This window comes from Polaribacter cellanae (genome assembly GCF_017569185.1).
Taxonomy (GTDB): Bacteria; Bacteroidota; Bacteroidia; order Flavobacteriales; family Flavobacteriaceae; genus Polaribacter; species Polaribacter cellanae.
This window is the reverse complement of record NZ_CP071869.1, coordinates 2,175,212-2,191,250: the sequence shown is the minus strand read 5'-3', so window position 1 is coordinate 2,191,250 and position 16,039 is coordinate 2,175,212. Positions and strand designations below refer to the sequence as shown.

Annotated in this window: 17 protein-coding genes and 1 pseudogene; 3 read left to right on the top strand and 15 right to left on the bottom strand. The window is 28.4% G+C overall.

From position 1 onward, the window contains the following. Positions 1–2: 2 nt before the first annotated feature. From J3359_RS09800 to J3359_RS09775, 6 genes are read right to left on the bottom strand one after another with little or no spacing between them, the layout of a single operon-like run. Positions 3–1,412, bottom strand: coding sequence for a GspE/PulE family protein (locus J3359_RS09800; protein WP_208076739.1), 1,410 nt, complete (start codon positions 1,410–1,412; stop codon positions 3–5). Next, positions 1,412–1,894, bottom strand: a complete 483-nt coding sequence (locus tag J3359_RS09795) for a prepilin peptidase (protein ID WP_208076738.1) — start codon at positions 1,892–1,894, stop codon at positions 1,412–1,414. Before J3359_RS09795 ends, J3359_RS09800 begins: the two co-directional genes overlap by 1 nt. 8 nt (positions 1,895–1,902) lie before the next feature. Then, complete coding sequence (locus J3359_RS09790; protein WP_208076737.1) at positions 1,903–2,424, bottom strand: hypothetical protein; 522 nt, start codon at positions 2,422–2,424, stop codon at positions 1,903–1,905. After that, positions 2,417–3,592, bottom strand: coding sequence for a PilN domain-containing protein (locus J3359_RS09785; RefSeq protein WP_208076736.1), 1,176 nt, complete (start codon positions 3,590–3,592; stop codon positions 2,417–2,419). The genes J3359_RS09790 and J3359_RS09785 overlap by 8 nt, the downstream gene beginning before the upstream one ends. Further along, positions 3,592–5,685 carry a type II secretion system protein GspD gene (locus J3359_RS09780; RefSeq protein ID WP_208076735.1) on the bottom strand — a complete coding sequence of 698 codons (2,094 nt, stop codon included), beginning with the start codon at positions 5,683–5,685 and terminating at the stop codon, positions 3,592–3,594. Before J3359_RS09780 ends, J3359_RS09785 begins: the two co-directional genes overlap by 1 nt. 7 nt (positions 5,686–5,692) lie before the next feature. After that, on the bottom strand, positions 5,693–6,046 hold the full coding sequence (locus J3359_RS09775) for a hypothetical protein (RefSeq protein WP_208076734.1): 354 nt from the start codon (positions 6,044–6,046) through the stop codon (positions 5,693–5,695). Between the two features lie 94 nt (positions 6,047–6,140). On the opposite strand from J3359_RS09775, the gene J3359_RS09770 reads away from it, so the two are divergent. Further along, positions 6,141–6,554, top strand: coding sequence for a type IV pilin protein (locus tag J3359_RS09770; protein WP_367890372.1), 414 nt, complete (start codon positions 6,141–6,143; stop codon positions 6,552–6,554). Here the strand turns inward: J3359_RS09770 and J3359_RS09765 are convergent. From J3359_RS09765 to J3359_RS09745, 5 genes and pseudogenes are all read right to left on the bottom strand, one after another. After that, positions 6,544–7,221, bottom strand: coding sequence for an IS1 family transposase (locus J3359_RS09765; RefSeq protein ID WP_208076732.1), 678 nt, complete (start codon positions 7,219–7,221; stop codon positions 6,544–6,546). The two genes, J3359_RS09770 and J3359_RS09765, sit on opposite strands and share 11 nt — an antisense overlap. A 426-nt stretch (positions 7,222–7,647) precedes the next feature. Then, positions 7,648–8,121 (bottom strand): hypothetical protein, encoded by a 474-nt coding sequence (locus J3359_RS09760; RefSeq protein ID WP_208076731.1) that lies wholly within the window; start codon positions 8,119–8,121, stop codon positions 7,648–7,650. Continuing rightward, positions 8,121–9,107: pseudogene (locus J3359_RS09755) on the bottom strand (RHS repeat-associated core domain-containing protein); the annotation flags it as partial. The pseudogene J3359_RS09755 and the gene J3359_RS09760, both read right to left, overlap by 1 nt. 135 nt (positions 9,108–9,242) lie before the next feature. Continuing rightward, positions 9,243–9,548 (bottom strand): hypothetical protein, encoded by a 306-nt coding sequence (locus J3359_RS09750; protein ID WP_208076729.1) that lies wholly within the window; start codon positions 9,546–9,548, stop codon positions 9,243–9,245. A 3-nt stretch (positions 9,549–9,551) separates the two neighbouring features. Beyond that, the gene (locus tag J3359_RS09745) at positions 9,552–9,818 is read right to left on the bottom strand and encodes a hypothetical protein (RefSeq protein ID WP_208076728.1); all 267 of its coding nucleotides are present in this window, start codon (positions 9,816–9,818) and stop codon (positions 9,552–9,554) included. A gap of 76 nt (positions 9,819–9,894) precedes the next feature. Between J3359_RS09745 and J3359_RS09740 the strand changes: the two genes are divergently transcribed. Beyond that, positions 9,895–11,196 carry a DDE-type integrase/transposase/recombinase gene (locus tag J3359_RS09740; protein ID WP_208076727.1) on the top strand — a complete coding sequence of 434 codons (1,302 nt, stop codon included), beginning with the start codon at positions 9,895–9,897 and terminating at the stop codon, positions 11,194–11,196. Positions 11,197–11,575: 379 nt separating this feature from the next. On the opposite strand, the gene J3359_RS09735 is transcribed toward J3359_RS09740, so the two are convergent. Together J3359_RS09735 and J3359_RS09730 are read right to left on the bottom strand one after the other, a co-directional pair. Then, complete coding sequence (locus J3359_RS09735; RefSeq protein WP_208076726.1) at positions 11,576–11,779, bottom strand: hypothetical protein; 204 nt, start codon at positions 11,777–11,779, stop codon at positions 11,576–11,578. Beyond that, the gene (locus J3359_RS09730) at positions 11,766–13,337 is read right to left on the bottom strand and encodes a hypothetical protein (RefSeq protein WP_208076725.1); all 1,572 of its coding nucleotides are present in this window, start codon (positions 13,335–13,337) and stop codon (positions 11,766–11,768) included. Before J3359_RS09730 ends, J3359_RS09735 begins: the two co-directional genes overlap by 14 nt. 78 nt (positions 13,338–13,415) lie before the next feature. Here J3359_RS09730 and J3359_RS09725 point away from each other — a divergent pair, with 78 nt between their 5' ends. Continuing rightward, complete coding sequence (locus J3359_RS09725) at positions 13,416–13,982, top strand: hypothetical protein (protein ID WP_208076724.1); 567 nt, start codon at positions 13,416–13,418, stop codon at positions 13,980–13,982. A 131-nt stretch (positions 13,983–14,113) separates the two neighbouring features. Here J3359_RS09725 and J3359_RS09720 read toward each other — a convergent pair whose 3' ends face one another. Then, the gene (locus J3359_RS09720) at positions 14,114–15,010 is read right to left on the bottom strand and encodes a tyrosine-type recombinase/integrase (RefSeq protein WP_208076723.1); all 897 of its coding nucleotides are present in this window, start codon (positions 15,008–15,010) and stop codon (positions 14,114–14,116) included. Beyond that, entirely contained in the window at positions 15,000–15,944 is a 945-nt protein-coding gene (locus J3359_RS09715) for a tyrosine-type recombinase/integrase (RefSeq protein WP_208076722.1), read from the bottom strand. Before J3359_RS09715 ends, J3359_RS09720 begins: the two co-directional genes overlap by 11 nt. Positions 15,945–16,039 lie beyond the last annotated feature (95 nt).

Below are 16,039 nucleotides of genomic sequence, written 5' to 3'. Positions count from 1 at the left end.
ATTTAAATTAGAAATGGATATACTTCTTCAATTGAAGTGACTCCTTTTTTTACTAAATCAAGCATATTTTGTTTTAGAGTGGCAATATTATTCTGTTGTAAGTATTGATTAATTTCTAATTTTTTATCTTTTATATTATTAACTAGTTCTTCTGTTATTGGAATAATTTCATAAACCGCTTTTCTACCTTGATAACCTGTTTGATAACAAGATGGACAACCTACAGCTTCAAAATGCTTTTTGACGCTTTTCAATTCTTTTACAATATCAGAATTAAAACTTAAAACAGTTTCCGACTTTTTACAATTATCACATAATTTTCGAACCAAACGTTGTGCAACACTTACATTTAAAGTACTTGCAATTAAAAAAGATGGAATGCCCATATCTATTAATCGAGAAACTGTTGCCCAAGCAGAATTGGTATGAATCGTAGATAACACCAAGTGGCCTGTTAAAGATGCTCTAATAGCCATGTTTGCAGTCTCCACATCTCTAATTTCTCCGACCATAATAATATCTGGATCTTGCCTTAGAAAAGTACGCAATGTGCTAGCAAAATCTAAACCTATATTTTGTTTTAGTTGTACTTGGTTTACTCCTTCTAAAGTATATTCAATAGGATCTTCTATTGTTAAAATGTTGGTGTCTTTGGTATTTAACAACTTTAACGTTGCATATAATGTGGTTGTTTTTCCAGACCCTGTTGGCCCTGAAATTAAGACAATTCCATTTGGTTTTTTTACAGCTGTAGTATACGTTTTAAGTTCTTCCTCTGTAAAGCCTAAATTATTTAAAGAAACATGAACATTGTTTTTAGACAAGATTCTTAAAACTAATTTTTCTCCATGCAATGTAGGTAAAGAGGAAACGCGAATGTCAAAATCTTCATTTTCTGTAACCAAATTTATTCTTCCATCTTGTGGCAAACGTTTCTCAGAAATATCTAAGCTTGCCATAATCTTAATTCGATTGATAATTTTAGGATATTCTTCTAAGGAAATGACATATTTTTCAATTAATTTTCCATCTATGCGCAATCGAACTCTAGCTTGATGTTCAAATATTTCGAAATGAATATCACTACTGCCAATTTCTTTGGCTTCATGAATAATATTTAATAAAAAATCTTCTGAATATTGAAGTGTGCTTTGTTGTTGATTTTTTGCCCTTTTTCTATAGTTTTTCTCTAATAATTTTTGAATATTTTCTTTTATTTCTCTTTTAAAAGAAACTTTTTCTCCTAATACAATAGGTAGTTCTATAGAAAGTTCTCCTGTATTATCTGTATCTGTTTTAAAAATAATTCCCTCATTATTTTTCTCAACTGGAATAATTCTATATTGGTATGCCTGCTCTGAAGAGATCAGTTGTAATAATTCAGTTGATATTTCGAGGCTATTATTTTCCATTACATACTATATAAATCTAAGTTTTTTACAATTCTATTAAATAATAAAACAATAATAAAAAACAAACTTTGTAAGCCTGCTAAAGGTACAGAACTATCTTTAAATCTTTTTTTTAAACTTATAAAAATTGCTAATGAGAATATTAAAGAAAAAATAAAAACGATTAGAAAAGATAGAATTGGTAAACTTACTGCTAATAAAATAAAGAAAAATAAGTCTCCCACTCCAAAAACATCAAATATTTTTGTCTTCATTTTCCATTTTGAGTATGCAATCAAAATGCCAAAAACAATCATTACAAAAAGAGAATTCACTAAAATATTATATAAAAAAATCGTTATTTCTTGGTTTAAATAATGGGTAAATCCTCCAACAACTATCCCTAAAACTAATATGAATAAAGATACTTTTCTTTCTTTTATATCTTGATAACAAAGAATTGCTAAGATAATAATCAATAAAAGTTCTAAACTTATATTCATTTTATTTATTATTCTTGTTGCGTTAATTTTTGCATGAAAAACTTCCCAATCAGCTCTTCTTTTCTACTCCTGTAATTTTTCTTTTTTTCTATATTCACACTCACTAACTTACCTAATTGTTGTCTCTCTAAAGAATTTGTTAACTTTAAAAGTGAGATAAAATCTGCTTTTACTTCAAAAACATACGTTTTTAAATCAGCTGTATTTTCTTTTATTGTGTGAGGCTCATTAAAAGCGATAATTTCAATAGGATTTTGTACAGAAAATGAATTTAATTTTCTCAATAAAGTTTGTTGAAATGAATTTTCAATAGATAAATCGTTTTGTTTTAAAATAGAATCGAAGTAACTGTTTTGCTGTTGAAGATCTAATATTTTCTGACTCGCATTAGATAACAACTCTTCATCTTTCTGAAGGTTAGTTAATCGTGTTTTTAAATCCAACGTTTTTTGAATTGAAAAAACATAAGAAATAATTGAGAGAAGAATAAAACTTCCTATTAAAAAAATATTCTTTTGTTTGCTATTCATTCTTAAAAGTTATTAAAAATTCAAAAGCTGATAATTTATTTTCTTTTTTTCCTTTTCCATATGCAATAATCGAAATATTTTCTATCCAGTCTTTTTTTTCTAAAAAAGCAATCCAATTCGTAAAATCGTTATTTTCTTTAGCGTTTCCTCTAACAATAATAGTATGTTTTTTAAAGGAAATCTCTTTATCGGATTTTAATACGCCTTCTAAAGGTTGGTATTCTATTTTACTTAATAAAACTGTATTTGGAACAGAACTACCTAAATTGTCTAAATATTTCGATACATCCGTATTTGAGCCACTTTGAATACTTTCGACCAAAGTTTTCTTTTGATTTACTTTTTTAAGAAGGGTATTCAATTGTTTTTTATACGTGCTTTGTAATTGAAGGTCATTTGTTAAACTACTTACCTTATCTCTATAATTACTAAAAAACATAAAGTTGATTATCAGCGCAAACAACAATAATCCTGACCCCAACTTTAAACCAACATCAAAAAAGCGTTTCTGTTGATATGCTGTTTTTAATTCTTTTGATATAAGGCTTAGACTGGTTTCTGTATAGTAAGAAATAATACCAGCTAAGGATAGTAATTTGGTATTTGAAACTTCTAAATCGTTAACAGAATAATTTTCTTTTTCTACTTCTGTTTTTTCAATTTCTTTAATATTATTATTTTCTATATGAACTGCTGCATTCGAAGTGAAAAATTTATTATTATCTAAATAGCTTGTTAAGCTTTGTATTCCAATATTTCCAATGGAAAAATCTATAATAGAAATTCCAGCTTTCTGAAATTTTGTTATTAGCATATTAACCACAGTTTTTCTTACAATACTTACAAAAGAACAAGTTTCAGAAGAATGTACTTGATAATAAAAATCGTTTAGAGAGAGGTTAGGAAAAGCAGTTCTTAGAATGGTAATCGGTTCTTTTTGGCTACTTATTACTTTTTTAGATAAAACTTGTTCGTTGTTCAAAACAAGAAATAAGTGTTTTAAATTATTTAGTTCTTGTGAAAGTTCTTCAAAATTATCTACTTCTAGATTTCTTGTAATAATGAATTCATCTTTTTTCTTTTTTAGCTGTAGAATATGTAATTTATCTTTTTCAGCAAATTCAACTGCCGAAAATGTATTCCCATATATAATTGCTTTGCCGATCATTAATTGATAATAGTTGGCTTGATAAGAACAGATAATTTACTTTTAGATGCTTTTCGAGTTCTTTTACTAAACAACCACTTAATAAGAGGAATTCTTGCCAAAAAAGGAACCCCAGAACCCGAATTATTTTTTGAAGTTTCCTCAATACCTCCTAAAATTATTACATCTTTATCTTTTACGCGAATGGTAGAAGTAAACTCTCTCGAATCCATACCTGGAGGAGCCTCAGGGTCTATTCTCTCTCCATTAAAACTAGATTGTAATACATTAATACTTAGAGTAATATTACCATCTCCAGAAACTAAGGGCTTAATCCCTATAGATAGATTTGCGTCTATTGGATAATAATTTTTTACATCTGAAATTTGTGGATTTTGACTTCCAATAATATCTCTTTGCGTAACTGCATAATAGGATCGTTCTCCTCTAGACAATGTTGCTTGATGTCCATTAAGGGTAGAAAGTTTTGGTGTAGAACGAATTTTTAAATCTCCATTCGTTTCTAGTGCTTTAATTTTTGCATAAAAATTAGGAACTACTTTACCAACATTTAACGAACCAAAACCATTTAAACCTCCTATTATTTTATTGATGCTAGAAGAACCCAATGTTACTTCTGTATTCGGAAAAACTGTTCCTTTATCTTTAGCAGGAGAATCTCCCAATCCTAAATCTAAACCGATAGAGACAGAATTAGAATTTGAAACCTCAATAATCATAACTTCAATTAAAATTACAGGAACTGGCTTATCTATTGATTTTAAAAATTTTCTAAAGGATTCTATTTTTTGAGTGTTACCATTTACGATGAATGCATTTTGCTCAACATCTGTAGTTATACTTAAACTATCTTTAATTTTTTTTGGAATTAAATCAAGTAAAGCGTCTGTATTGTTAGAATAATCTTGAAAAGTTCCTCTTGAGTTTAAATTCTGATTTACAGAATTATTTCTATTCGAAAATTGGTTATTTTGATTGTAATTCTGGTTTGAAAAATTTTGATTTCTATTAAAAGTTTGAGAACTTCGATTATTAAAATCAGAATTTTGATTATTCTGAATCGGACTATTCATTATTTCAATAGAACGATGCAACAATGGAATCGTAACAGAATTTGTTAATGAAGCTTGGTTTTTAAGTCCAAAATAATAGATATTATCAATTTTACTATAACTGAATTTTGTGTTTTCTAATATTTTAGCTAATAAAACATCATAAGTTATATTCGTAGCTTTTACAGTCGCATTTCCTGCGGATGTTAATGGAGTACTGGTGAACATATTAATACTTAAATCGAACCCAATATCTTTGACAATAGAGGCAATAGCTACATTTTCGAAATCAACGTCTATAATTTGTTTAATAGTGTCTTGAACCTTAAAATAAAAATTGGAGTTTCTATATCTTGCTGGTTTCTGTCTTCTAGTATCTGTAATTCCTTTTTGATTCGGTGCATCTGCAGTTTCAAATAAATAATAATTATCCTTTGTTTTAGTTACAGATAAATTATTTGAAAATGCTATTTTATCTATTGCACTTTCGAAAGTTTTTTCTTTGATGTAAGAGGAAATTGTTTGATTGCCAATTCCTGGTGCAAAAACTAAGTTTTTGCCTGTAAAATCAGTAATTTTTTTAAAAGCAACATGTAATGTGTCGTTTTGAAGATTTACTGAAAAGAGATCTTTCTCTTTATCGAATACAATTCCAATGTCTCTAGGCACGTAAGGTGGAGAATATTTTTTCACACTTAAAATAGTTCCTAAAAAATCAATCGTTAAATTGTATTCTTTACATAAATAAAGTAGTACATTTTTAACGGTTGCATCCGAAAAATTATGAGATACTTTTATTTGTTGTAATGCAGGATCTATACTTACATTTACTTTATTGTTTTTAGCTATCGCTCTAATAAAAGTCGATAATTCTGTATTACTAACACTAAAATCTACTTTTTTTGAAAGTCCTGAAATACTATTGGACAGACTATCTAATGTGCTTTCGATTTTTTGAATTCTTTGTTCTTGATTTTGGGATTGTACAAATTGACTACACAAACAAAAAAACAAAAAAACAAAGGTATAAATATATTTCATTTTTGTTTTAATTTATTGTGAGGTTAGCTGTTGTATATGTTGTTGAAAAATTTGTATTAGATGCTTTAACTCTCCATTGATATTCTCCTGTACTTAATTCCTTAGATATCGTATTTTTCTTTGTTAAAGAATCTAATAAAATTTGTTTAGCATTTTCAAAATTTGGAGTAGCAATTTGAATTTGATAGCTTAAAGTGTCTGAAAGTTTTTCCCAATGAAAAGTAATTTTTCCAGACTCTAATTGAGAGTTATTTTTTGGAGCCAATATAATAACAGCATCTTGTGTTATATCATCCACAAAAAGTGCTTCACAACTTAATACAGAAAATATAATACATACAAATAATAATTTCTTTTTCATTTTTATGTTATTGATTCTAAAGGCATAAAAGTAAGAAATAATTACTATTTTTACTCTTCTAAAACAAGATTATTATTTAAATTCCTTTATGAAAATGAAAACACTTTTATTTAGAAAAAAAGTACCTGCATTTAATATGCAAGAACTTCTTGTAGTTTTAGTTATTATTGGAATTCTTGTTTTAATTGCATTACCGAATTTAATGCCTATAATTTCTAAAACAAAAGCACTAGAAGCGCAAAATAATTTAGTGCATCTATATAGTCTTCAAAGGAATCATTTTTTTATGTATTCTAAATACTCAAAAGACTTAAATAACATTGATTTTCTATCTGAAAAAACAGTTAAAAATGGTGGAAGTGCTAATTACGAATATGAAATAATTGAAGCCACAAATAATTCTTTTAAAGCCAAAGCAATTGCTGTAGTTGATTTTAATGGAAATGGCGTTTTTAATGTTTGGGAAATTGACCAAGATAAAAATTTGAAAGAAGTCGTTAAAGATTAAAATTTAATTGATTTCCCCAAATATATAGTTTTAATGTAGCTTCTAACATTTGAAAGTTTTTACTAAAACAAATCGTTTTTCTTGATAGCCTTTTTAAATGGGTTCTTAAAGTTAAATTATGTCTTTCAATAATTGTGGTGTTTTTCTTTCTTGTATCGTGTTGTTTTTTTGGTATTAGTTTTATGTAAGTTCTTAATCTATCTGTAAGTACTCGTTTTGGATAGAGTTGTAATACTGATTTTGTAATAATTGACAAGTTTCGTTTTGTTCTTCTACCAACAATAAAGTTAACAATTCTTTTAGTATCTCTATTAATAGCATAGGTGATCCAAGCTTCATTTTGTTTATAATCAACAACTACTCGCATTTCATCCAATTCATAATATTGATATTTCTCATTTAGAATAGGTTTTACAATCTTTGATGCCATCATTTTTATTCTTTTAATCACAGTCGTTTTTGAGATTGAAAGTAATCTTGAAGTTGCTGTTATTCCAACACTTTCTCTTAAGAACAAATAAATATTTCTATTTATGTCTTTCTCATAAGCATTATAATTATAACTTCTTTGAAAACTGCATTTACAACTTTTACAATAGTATCGTTGTCTCCCATTTGATTGTTTACCATTTTTAACAGCTAAACCCTTACACTTTTTACATTTCATTTAGCATTTTATTTATTTGGTTAAATGTTGTTCGCAAGCTCGTTTCATAACTTTTTCATCAACTAATTTGAACCACCAAGATAAAAAAGACACATTTTAACGCCTTTAAATTCATTCAAAAATAAAAGGATGAGCTATATGCTCATCCTTTTTTATTATAATTAATATGTTAATTTATTGTTTTACAATATTTTATGTTTTAAAAATCCTTCATCAACTAATCTGTACCATTACCGATGAAGATAAAAACCATCTTTTCTATGTGATTGATAATCTTATTAAAGCTGTTAAATTTAAATCTATTGCATAAAAAAAGATGAACATTAAGCTCATCCTTTTTTACTATAATTAATATGTTAATTTATTGTTTTGCAATATTTTATGTTTTAAAATTTGTTCATCAACTAATATGTATCATTACCCATATTATCTAGGTATAAAATAAATAACTTTTAAAGTAGGCGTATCATCTTCCACAAATACTTCACATATATATACTTTATTGTTTTTAGGATTGAAAACCGAAAATTGACAAGTACTGTTTTCAGTATAAGAATAGCATCTACTAGATATCATATGTAAATCATATTTTAGTAAAAAATCACTAACAAACTCAATATCAATAGATTTAATTTTAATTGACCATATTTTACATCTCAAATCATTAAAATCAGGATCTACTTGTAGATGAACAATTATATCTTTATTTACTTTTTCAAGTAATAAAATATTTCCTTCCATTGGATTAAAGCCCTGACTTTTCAAATCATTTACTGATTTTATTTCTTGATTTAAGTTTTCAGTATTAAACAATTCACTAGAAATAATACCTTTCTTTTTCTGATTACAAGAAAATAAAAATACAATGCACAAAGCATAAAATAACCATTTATTTACCATTAGTTTTTTATTTTTACTGGTTCTTTTTTATAATTATCTTTCGTTACTCTTCTGATAGACATATTACTTTCCACTCTAACACCATAATGATTTTTCCCTTTTGCTAAACCAAAATATGTACGCATATTATTGACATTCGCATCAATGTCTCCATCAGGGTGGATATGTCTTAATAATTCGTGTAATGTCACTCCTCCTATAGAATGTGAAGTATTTCCTTTGTAAATTTGTAATAAATCTGATAAGACAACTAATTTACTTGATTCAGTATGTCCTCCATAATAATCACTCATTAAACCATTTCCAGTAGCTCCCTCATAGTTAGATTTATCAGGAATAATATCAACTAATATATCTGAAGAAGCATCTATTATATCTTTTAACATCCTTACATAATAATGCTGATCCCAATCAAATCCCATACTACCGACAATTTTATATGTCTCTACTTTCACATATTCTGCTTCCCTTCCAAAGAAAAAATGCGAAAAAGTCCATTTATATTCTAGCCTTGTTGTTTTTTCTACTGAAAAAGGTGTCTTCCCAAATTTCTTTTTAAAAATACTGTTTAGATCACCTGCAATTGTTTGAGCTTCTTTTTCATCATCATTAACTATGTGATCTTCATCTGTTGCTGTTGAACCGTTTGAACCAGAGAAAGTTCCATCATTATTATTTGTCCAAGTTGTTTTACCACTACCACTTTTTGCTAAAATTTCATCAATCAAAGATTTAGCATCTGCACCACTTGGGTCAGCAAAATAAATAGGATTATTATCAAAAGCTACACTTGTTCCTTGTGAATGGTGAGTAACTGGATCTATTCCATTAAATCTACCAATAGCTGGGTCATACATTCTAAAGTCCATTTCGTGAAGATTTAATCCGAGACTTTCTTCTAATTCAACTCCATTATAACCGAACTTCTGTGCAACACTATTCCCATTGGAACTGGTAACATTATTATAACCCTTGTGTTTCAAACCAAAGGGATAGTAACCACCCCTCTTTTTTGAGGGCTTTTACACTTTTTCTACCTATACCTCACATTTTAACTCAAGGCTATTTCAATGAACTACTTTTTATTTTAAAATGAAAAAAGTAATATTTTCATATCACTTTTATTTCAATAATTTCTTTAATGTTTTTGGATTCATTCGATTATTAAAAAATGTAATCAAATAAATCTTACTACTTTTCTTGTCTTCTTTATAAAACAAAGACACATTTTTATGAACTATAGCTTTTCTAATTCCTAAAGCTTTGTTTACAAATGGATGAGTTACTTGTTCGTTTTTAACCTTTTCTAACAAATCATTAGTTAAGTCTCTAAAGTTTCTCATTTCTTTTTTTGTCCATCTCCAATCAAGATTTTCAAATACTTCTTTATAAGTAATATTGGCTAATCTTGTCCAAATAATTTCCATCTACTAAATCCCGTAAGCCTCGTTAATTTCTTTCATTACTTGCTCATGGGTAAATGTATTTCCTTCTTCAATATCTTTCAACCCAGCATTGATTAATAATTTCTCTGTTTCAGAGATATCATCTGCCCAATCTGAAGACTTAGATATACTATTTTTAATAGTATTTAATTTAGAAATAACAGATTCATCTTTTAGACTCATCAACCATTCCATTAATTTATACTTCTCTATTTGAATATCCATATTACAATCTATATACTCTTTAAACAAAGATAACTAATTTTTATTTTCATAACAGTTTGAAAGATTGTTTCTTTGGCTACTTTTTTAATTCTCTAAATCCGTTATGGGAAAATATAAAAAGTATCATTCTGATGTTAAAGTTACTTATGCTTTAAAACTTCAGGACGAACTCTTGCCCAATAAATTTACTTCTCAAATTCCTAATTCAACCACTAGTTATTGGAAAGATAATGAAAAACCCGAACGCTATGTAGGTAGTGAATTTGCATCGAATATTCAAACCAACTTAAATGATACGAAAGTCTTTTTAGACCCTCGAGTTCATTTTGGTAAAGAAGTTTTTATTCAGATGGCTCGTTTCTATATCACTATTTTAAATCTCATTGGTAAAGAACGTGTCTTTGCATCTATCGTTAAGAACAAGAATGTAATTGTTCAACTCTTGGAAAATCTCAATCATAACTTTCCTTTTGAAAAGAAAATACTATTGTTGTTTTTGAATATCTCACAACATCGCTATTCAATGTGGTTAGGAGTTCACGCTTTTGCATGTGATAAATCCTTAGCTAATACTTGTTTTAAAAAACGCCCTAACCAAGTTGCCTTGTTTGAAATAGAAGTCCTAAAGAAATACATGAATAAAAAATCACATCAGTTTTGGTCAATAGGAGCTATTTGGGGTAAAGCGGTTAAAGATGGTGCTATCTCGATGTCATCTGCCTCTTGGTATAAGTATTCTAAAAAGTTAGGATTATCAGAAGCGAGAAAACCTAAAAAGAAATCTAGAAAGAAAGGTTCTTTAGATGTGGATAGACCCAACCACACTTGGCATATGGATGTTTCTCAATACAAGACTATGGACAATGTAAAATTCTATATCTATACCGTAGTTGATAATTTCTCTCGTAAAATCGTATCACATCATCTCTCTCGAAAACTATCTGCTCAAATACGAGTTGAGAGTTTACGAAAAGGTATTTTGAATGAGTTTAATATTGAGATTAAAGGTCAACATCTCGATTTAATAGTTGATGGTGGTTCAGAGAATAACAATCATACCGTAGCGGATTTTATCAAAAACTGTGAGATTTCTATCCAAAAGAAAATCGCCTTAAAAGACGTTACATTCTCAAACTCAATTGTTGAAGGGCCGTATAAGATTATGAAAAGCTATTACTTCCGTAAAAAAGAAATCTATGCCGATGGTATGCAAAAGGAATTGGATTTTTTCATTAATGATTATAATAATCTAAAGCCCTGTCACAAGCATAAATTCTTTACACCTTATGAAGTGCATTTGAAACCAGATATACTGGAGTCAAAACCTATCATTTCCAATTGCAATGAAGCCCGATTAGAAGCCAACAGAAACTACTGTTGTAAACTCCTATTACCTACAAATTAAGTTTTTAGCGAATAGCGTTAAAAATCACCTAAAATTTATTGTTTTTAATCTTTCAAAATGTCAATGAACGTCATTTTTATTCTATGAGAAATTAATCAAATATGTTTTTAACGAATAGACTATCCTTATAAGAACTATTTGATTTCTTTGCAAGTTGTTCGAAAATTCGAACTCCTTGTTTGTAAACTACTTATCTATTTATTAACAGTTTTTAAAGCAACCAGAGTAGATAATAGCTTTTTGATTTCTAATTCAATACTAAAGTAATTCTTTGTCTTTTATTGACCTAATATTTATTTAAAAAATCTTTTTAAAAAGAAAAAGAGGTTTTGATTAAATAATCAAAACCTCTTATATTGGTGAGAAAAGTTATTTTCTTTTAAGAATTCAATACAATCTTAGAAGCAGATTTTCTTGAAATTGCTTCTTTAACAGCGTGTTCTTTAACCAAAGGAGACATAAACTCTCTAATTCTTTGATTAGATGCCGCTACGTCTTCAGCTGGAATGAATTCATACTGTTTTTTATTAATATATCCGAAAGAAATTTTTTCTCTTCTACTTTTATTTTTATCTACTGCCATATTCTTTTTTAAAGTTATTATAATACGTATAGTAACTTAATGAAAGCCCCAAAGTTACAAATTTATTTTCAATTAGACTTATACATCTATTTGGGTACCCTGCAAAGATAAGTGCATCAGAACTTTCTTTGTTAGCTTCAGTCGCATCTATTATTATTAAACCATCAGCTATTTTATTCCTTTTTTCATCAATTTTTATCTCATTACAGTTTTCGTAATCCTGATAAATTTCTGAACACCATATAAATTTAGGCATTTTTGTACCTAAAATATCGTACTTTAAATCTTTGTCTAATCTAGTAAGTGATGATAGATGAGATTTAAAGGAACGACTAGAGGTTAAAAAGAATCTAAACACAAAACCATTTTCAAATTTATATCCATAAATTGGGTCTGCTAATATAGATAAACTCATCTTTTTAGCTAGTGTTGCTTCCAAATATATTTTGGGATATAGTGGTACTACTATAGCGTCTACTTGATAATTACTTGATAAATCTTCATCATCATAGTGCTCTCCAATATTATCTAAAGATACTTCTCTATATGGAAACAAATTATCATCTTGAATAATAATTTTTTGATTAATATTAGCGAAATCTATATAATTAAAATAGTCTCTACCATTAATACTGAAAGTTTTACTTTCTATTTTATTTAAAGGAGTTTTATCTTCATAATTTTTACCAATTGCAATAACAGCGTGACCTTGTATGTTTTTAATGTTTTCGTCTTCATCTTTTTCGTCTGCTTCTAATGTAAGAACAATAGGTATGCCAGACTCTATATAATAGTGAATATTATCAAACATATCACCATCAAACCCCTCTGTAGAGTAGATTCTAGTTCCAAAACCAAAATCTTTTAGGCTATAGGAAATTTCTTCTGTAGTTAAACCTATCGAGGGCAGTTGTCTTTCAAAAATAATTGGTTTTAAAGAACTCATTATTTCAGATGGCAATGAGGGTGTATAATCTGGATATTTAGAACCAAAGTACTCCATTAATCCCCATATAGTTGTTTCTGCGCAAGTGATTGTTTCTTGGTTTTGAGAACTGTGAGGAAATCCGAATGTTTTGAATTTAACACCCAAAATCATTGACCTAGATTCAAAAGAACATATTTGGGAAGTTGTTTTAAATAGTTCAATATTAAGATGAGATCTTCCAAAAATAGCATTTTTCAAAGGTCGAATAATAAAATACCCTTTGTAATGTTTTCTTAGGAGATGATGACTTGTTGGATTAAGAAACATTTCTCCTGTTATTTTACCATAAAACAGAGATACTCTTATACAATCTCTTTTGTAAGAATAATGCTTTGATGCGTAATAATTATAATAACTATCTCTATAAACTTTATCAACATATGGGTATTCAATAAGAGAGTAAATATTTTCAGGGAGTTCTTTTTCAAAGAAATTAGAAAGCTTTGCCTCTATTTGAATCCTAGTATCAGTGATTACCTCATCATTAAAAAAAACCTTGTCTATTGTTTCTAAAATAGCATCAGTGGCTTCATCGCTTGGTGCTATTTCAAATCCTATTTGATTCTCCATCAATTACATTTTTGAGCTAATATATTAATTAAATTTTTTATTTTTACAAATGGCACTACATTTTACACAATATTAAAAATGATAGAAAAAGAAAATAATTTAGACTTTTACAAAGAACAATATATTTTTGAATACGAAAGAGCTCGTTTTTACGACCAATCAATTCAATTTCCAACGACTCTTTTGATAGTTTATATTGGAGGGTCTGTTTATTCTTTTAAAGAATATTTTAATAACGGAAATATATTACTGTGTTCGTATTTAGATTGGATATTTCTTGGTATATATATAGTTTTCTCAATTTCAATAATTTTTACTATTTATTACATGAGTAGTGTTTTTCATGGTTTTACAAGAGAATATCATTTCTTACCATCATTAAATTCTTTGAAAAAATATGAAACCGATTTATATAAATACTATTATAGGTATGAGAGTGGGACTTATTCAGAAAAAAGAATGAAAGCTAAAAAATCCACTCTTGAGCATTTTAATAAAAACCTAAAAAAAGATTATATAAAAATGACCTCTTTAAATCAAATAGTTAATGATAAAAGAGCAAATAGTTTTTACATAACAAGATCTTTATTATTTATAAATTTAATTTTACTTATCATTGTAGGAATCATGGGATTTCTATTCTAAAAAAAAGCTATGGCAAAAAAACCACCACCATCACCTCCAAAAACAAGAAGAGTAAAAGGGTCTCCACCATATACCCCTAAGAGAGTTCCGAGTATTAAACCGAATACGCCGAAAAAGTCATAGTTATTACTTTAACTGATTGGATGCAAAGTCTCAATCATTTCATGTAGGTTTTCAAGATCGTCTTGCTGGTATCTTTCAGTAGAAGAAATATAACGATGTCCTGCCATATACTGCACTTCTCTAATATTGTACGTCTTTAACCAATTGGTAATTACAGAAGCTCTAATTTGCTTCACATTCGTTACTTTATGATTGATGCGTTTGAGTCTTTTAAACAAGTGCGAAGTAATAATATCAAAGCGATCTGAATTTAGCGGAAACAGGCTTTCTGTGTAGTTTTTAAGTTCTTCTTGGAGGATTTCTCTATAAGTTTCTAAAAAGAGCACAAAAGGCAGGATTTGCGCTGATTTTAGCTCTAACGTTCTACTGTTTGTTTTGCGAGTGCTTGGAATATACACAGTTCCCTTTTCTAATTGAATATGCTCAACCTTAAGCGATTTTAATGCAGTTGCATTGAGTCCTTGATACACCATTAAACCAGTAATGACTTTGTTACGAATCGCAACCGATTTAGAACTTGGAAATTCAATCTTTTCTGTTTGATAACTGTAATACAAATCTTCGAGTTCTTCTGCTTCTAACAAATTATGGTTGAGTGTTCTTTGTACTCCTCTGATGTTGATATTCTCTATAGGATTGTCAAATCGTTGTTCAGTATCAATTAAATAATTGAAATAGATTTTTAAGCCGCCTACTTGATGTTTAATCGTGGATTGTGATACTCGCTTCCCTTTCTTAATTATTTGAAGTTTCTTGATGTATTGTAAGCAGGATTTATAATCAATAGTTGTAGTTTCATAGTTATTACACTCACACCAATCGATAAATAAGTTTGCATTTCTAATGTATGAATTTACAGTAGTTTTTGCATACCCTTGTTTCGTTAAATATTCTCTATAAGTCATCTTGTAATTGATTTTCTCTTTTTGTGAGATGAACATAAATCTGTGTACTTTCTAAAGAAGCGTGACCAAGGAATGTGCTTATTGATTTAATAGGTACTTTATTCTGCATCAAATGTGTGGCTATGCTATGACGTAAGGTGTGAAGTGTGATGTTTTTTTCTTGGAGGGTTTCATTTTCAGTTGCATTGATAATTTCTTTTAAACGATTGGCAATCGTTAAATCACTTGCACGTTTTCCTTGGTTCGAGAGTAGGAGTGCATCTGTTTGATAATTTTTTAAAAACTCTGGTCGTGCTTCATACAGATACTCTTCAAGTATATTTAAATTATACTTATTAACGGGTATTACCCGCTCTTTATAATTCTTTCCTTTTCTGACATAAATACGCCCTTTTTCAAACAAAATATCTTCTGTATTGATATGTACGGCTTCATTGCGGCGAAGGCCGCAGCTATACAAAAGAACAAGAATTACCTTGTCCCTAGCTTGAAAATGTTCTGCCATGTGGGAGAAATTACAGGTTTCAAAAAGTTCTTTGACTTCTTCTTGAGTAAGGATAGTTTTATGCTCTTGGTAGTTGGTTTTTTCTCCTTTGAGGTGCACACCAAATTTGATATTCGATTTGTGTTCTTTGAGATATTTTAAAAAGAGTTTTAATGCTTGTTGATGTTTATTTAAAAAAGCTTTAGAAAGTGAACCACCACGTCGTTGGTTTGTTCTTTGTGATAAATGATCGTAATACTCTTTTACAAGTTGAGTTGTGATGAATGAAATATCTGAATATCCTTTAAACTCCAAATAATAGAAAAACTCTTTTAAATGATTGGGAAGATTATATACCGTAGAAGAAGCATACCCCAATACAGATAACCATTCTTTATAGCTTTCTATCAATGTGATAAACGAGGTGCTCTTTAATAGTAGTTTCTTCATTTTTATGCTGAACTTATTTCAGTATCTTTTTATTGATTTTCTATGTATTGGGTGTCGAGCCTCTCGACCTTGCTTGTATTTTAGTTTTTGTGGCG

Bases quoted from the DNA above. Each gene is read 5' to 3' on its own strand.
- J3359_RS09800 (WP_208076739.1), bottom strand. From the start codon at position 1,412: ATGGAAAATAATAGCCTCGAAATATCAACTGAATTATTACAACTGATC.
- J3359_RS09795 (WP_208076738.1), bottom strand. From the start codon at position 1,894: ATGAATATAAGTTTAGAACTTTTATTGATTATTATCTTAGCAATTCTT.
- J3359_RS09790 (WP_208076737.1), bottom strand. From the start codon at position 2,424: ATGAATAGCAAACAAAAGAATATTTTTTTAATAGGAAGTTTTATTCTT.
- J3359_RS09785 (WP_208076736.1), bottom strand. From the start codon at position 3,592: ATGATCGGCAAAGCAATTATATATGGGAATACATTTTCGGCAGTTGAA.
- J3359_RS09780 (WP_208076735.1), bottom strand. From the start codon at position 5,685: ATGAAATATATTTATACCTTTGTTTTTTTGTTTTTTTGTTTGTGTAGT.
- J3359_RS09775 (WP_208076734.1), bottom strand. From the start codon at position 6,046: ATGAAAAAGAAATTATTATTTGTATGTATTATATTTTCTGTATTAAGT.
- J3359_RS09770 (WP_367890372.1), top strand. From the start codon at position 6,141: ATGAAAACACTTTTATTTAGAAAAAAAGTACCTGCATTTAATATGCAA.
- J3359_RS09765 (WP_208076732.1), bottom strand. From the start codon at position 7,221: ATGAAATGTAAAAAGTGTAAGGGTTTAGCTGTTAAAAATGGTAAACAA.
- J3359_RS09760 (WP_208076731.1), bottom strand. From the start codon at position 8,121: ATGGTAAATAAATGGTTATTTTATGCTTTGTGCATTGTATTTTTATTT.
- J3359_RS09750 (WP_208076729.1), bottom strand. From the start codon at position 9,548: ATGGAAATTATTTGGACAAGATTAGCCAATATTACTTATAAAGAAGTA.
- J3359_RS09740 (WP_208076727.1), top strand. From the start codon at position 9,895: ATGGGAAAATATAAAAAGTATCATTCTGATGTTAAAGTTACTTATGCT.
- J3359_RS09735 (WP_208076726.1), bottom strand. From the start codon at position 11,779: ATGGCAGTAGATAAAAATAAAAGTAGAAGAGAAAAAATTTCTTTCGGA.
- J3359_RS09730 (WP_208076725.1), bottom strand. From the start codon at position 13,337: ATGGAGAATCAAATAGGATTTGAAATAGCACCAAGCGATGAAGCCACT.
- J3359_RS09725 (WP_208076724.1), top strand. From the start codon at position 13,416: ATGATAGAAAAAGAAAATAATTTAGACTTTTACAAAGAACAATATATT.
- J3359_RS09720 (WP_208076723.1), bottom strand. From the start codon at position 15,010: ATGACTTATAGAGAATATTTAACGAAACAAGGGTATGCAAAAACTACT.
- J3359_RS09715 (WP_208076722.1), bottom strand. From the start codon at position 15,944: ATGAAGAAACTACTATTAAAGAGCACCTCGTTTATCACATTGATAGAA.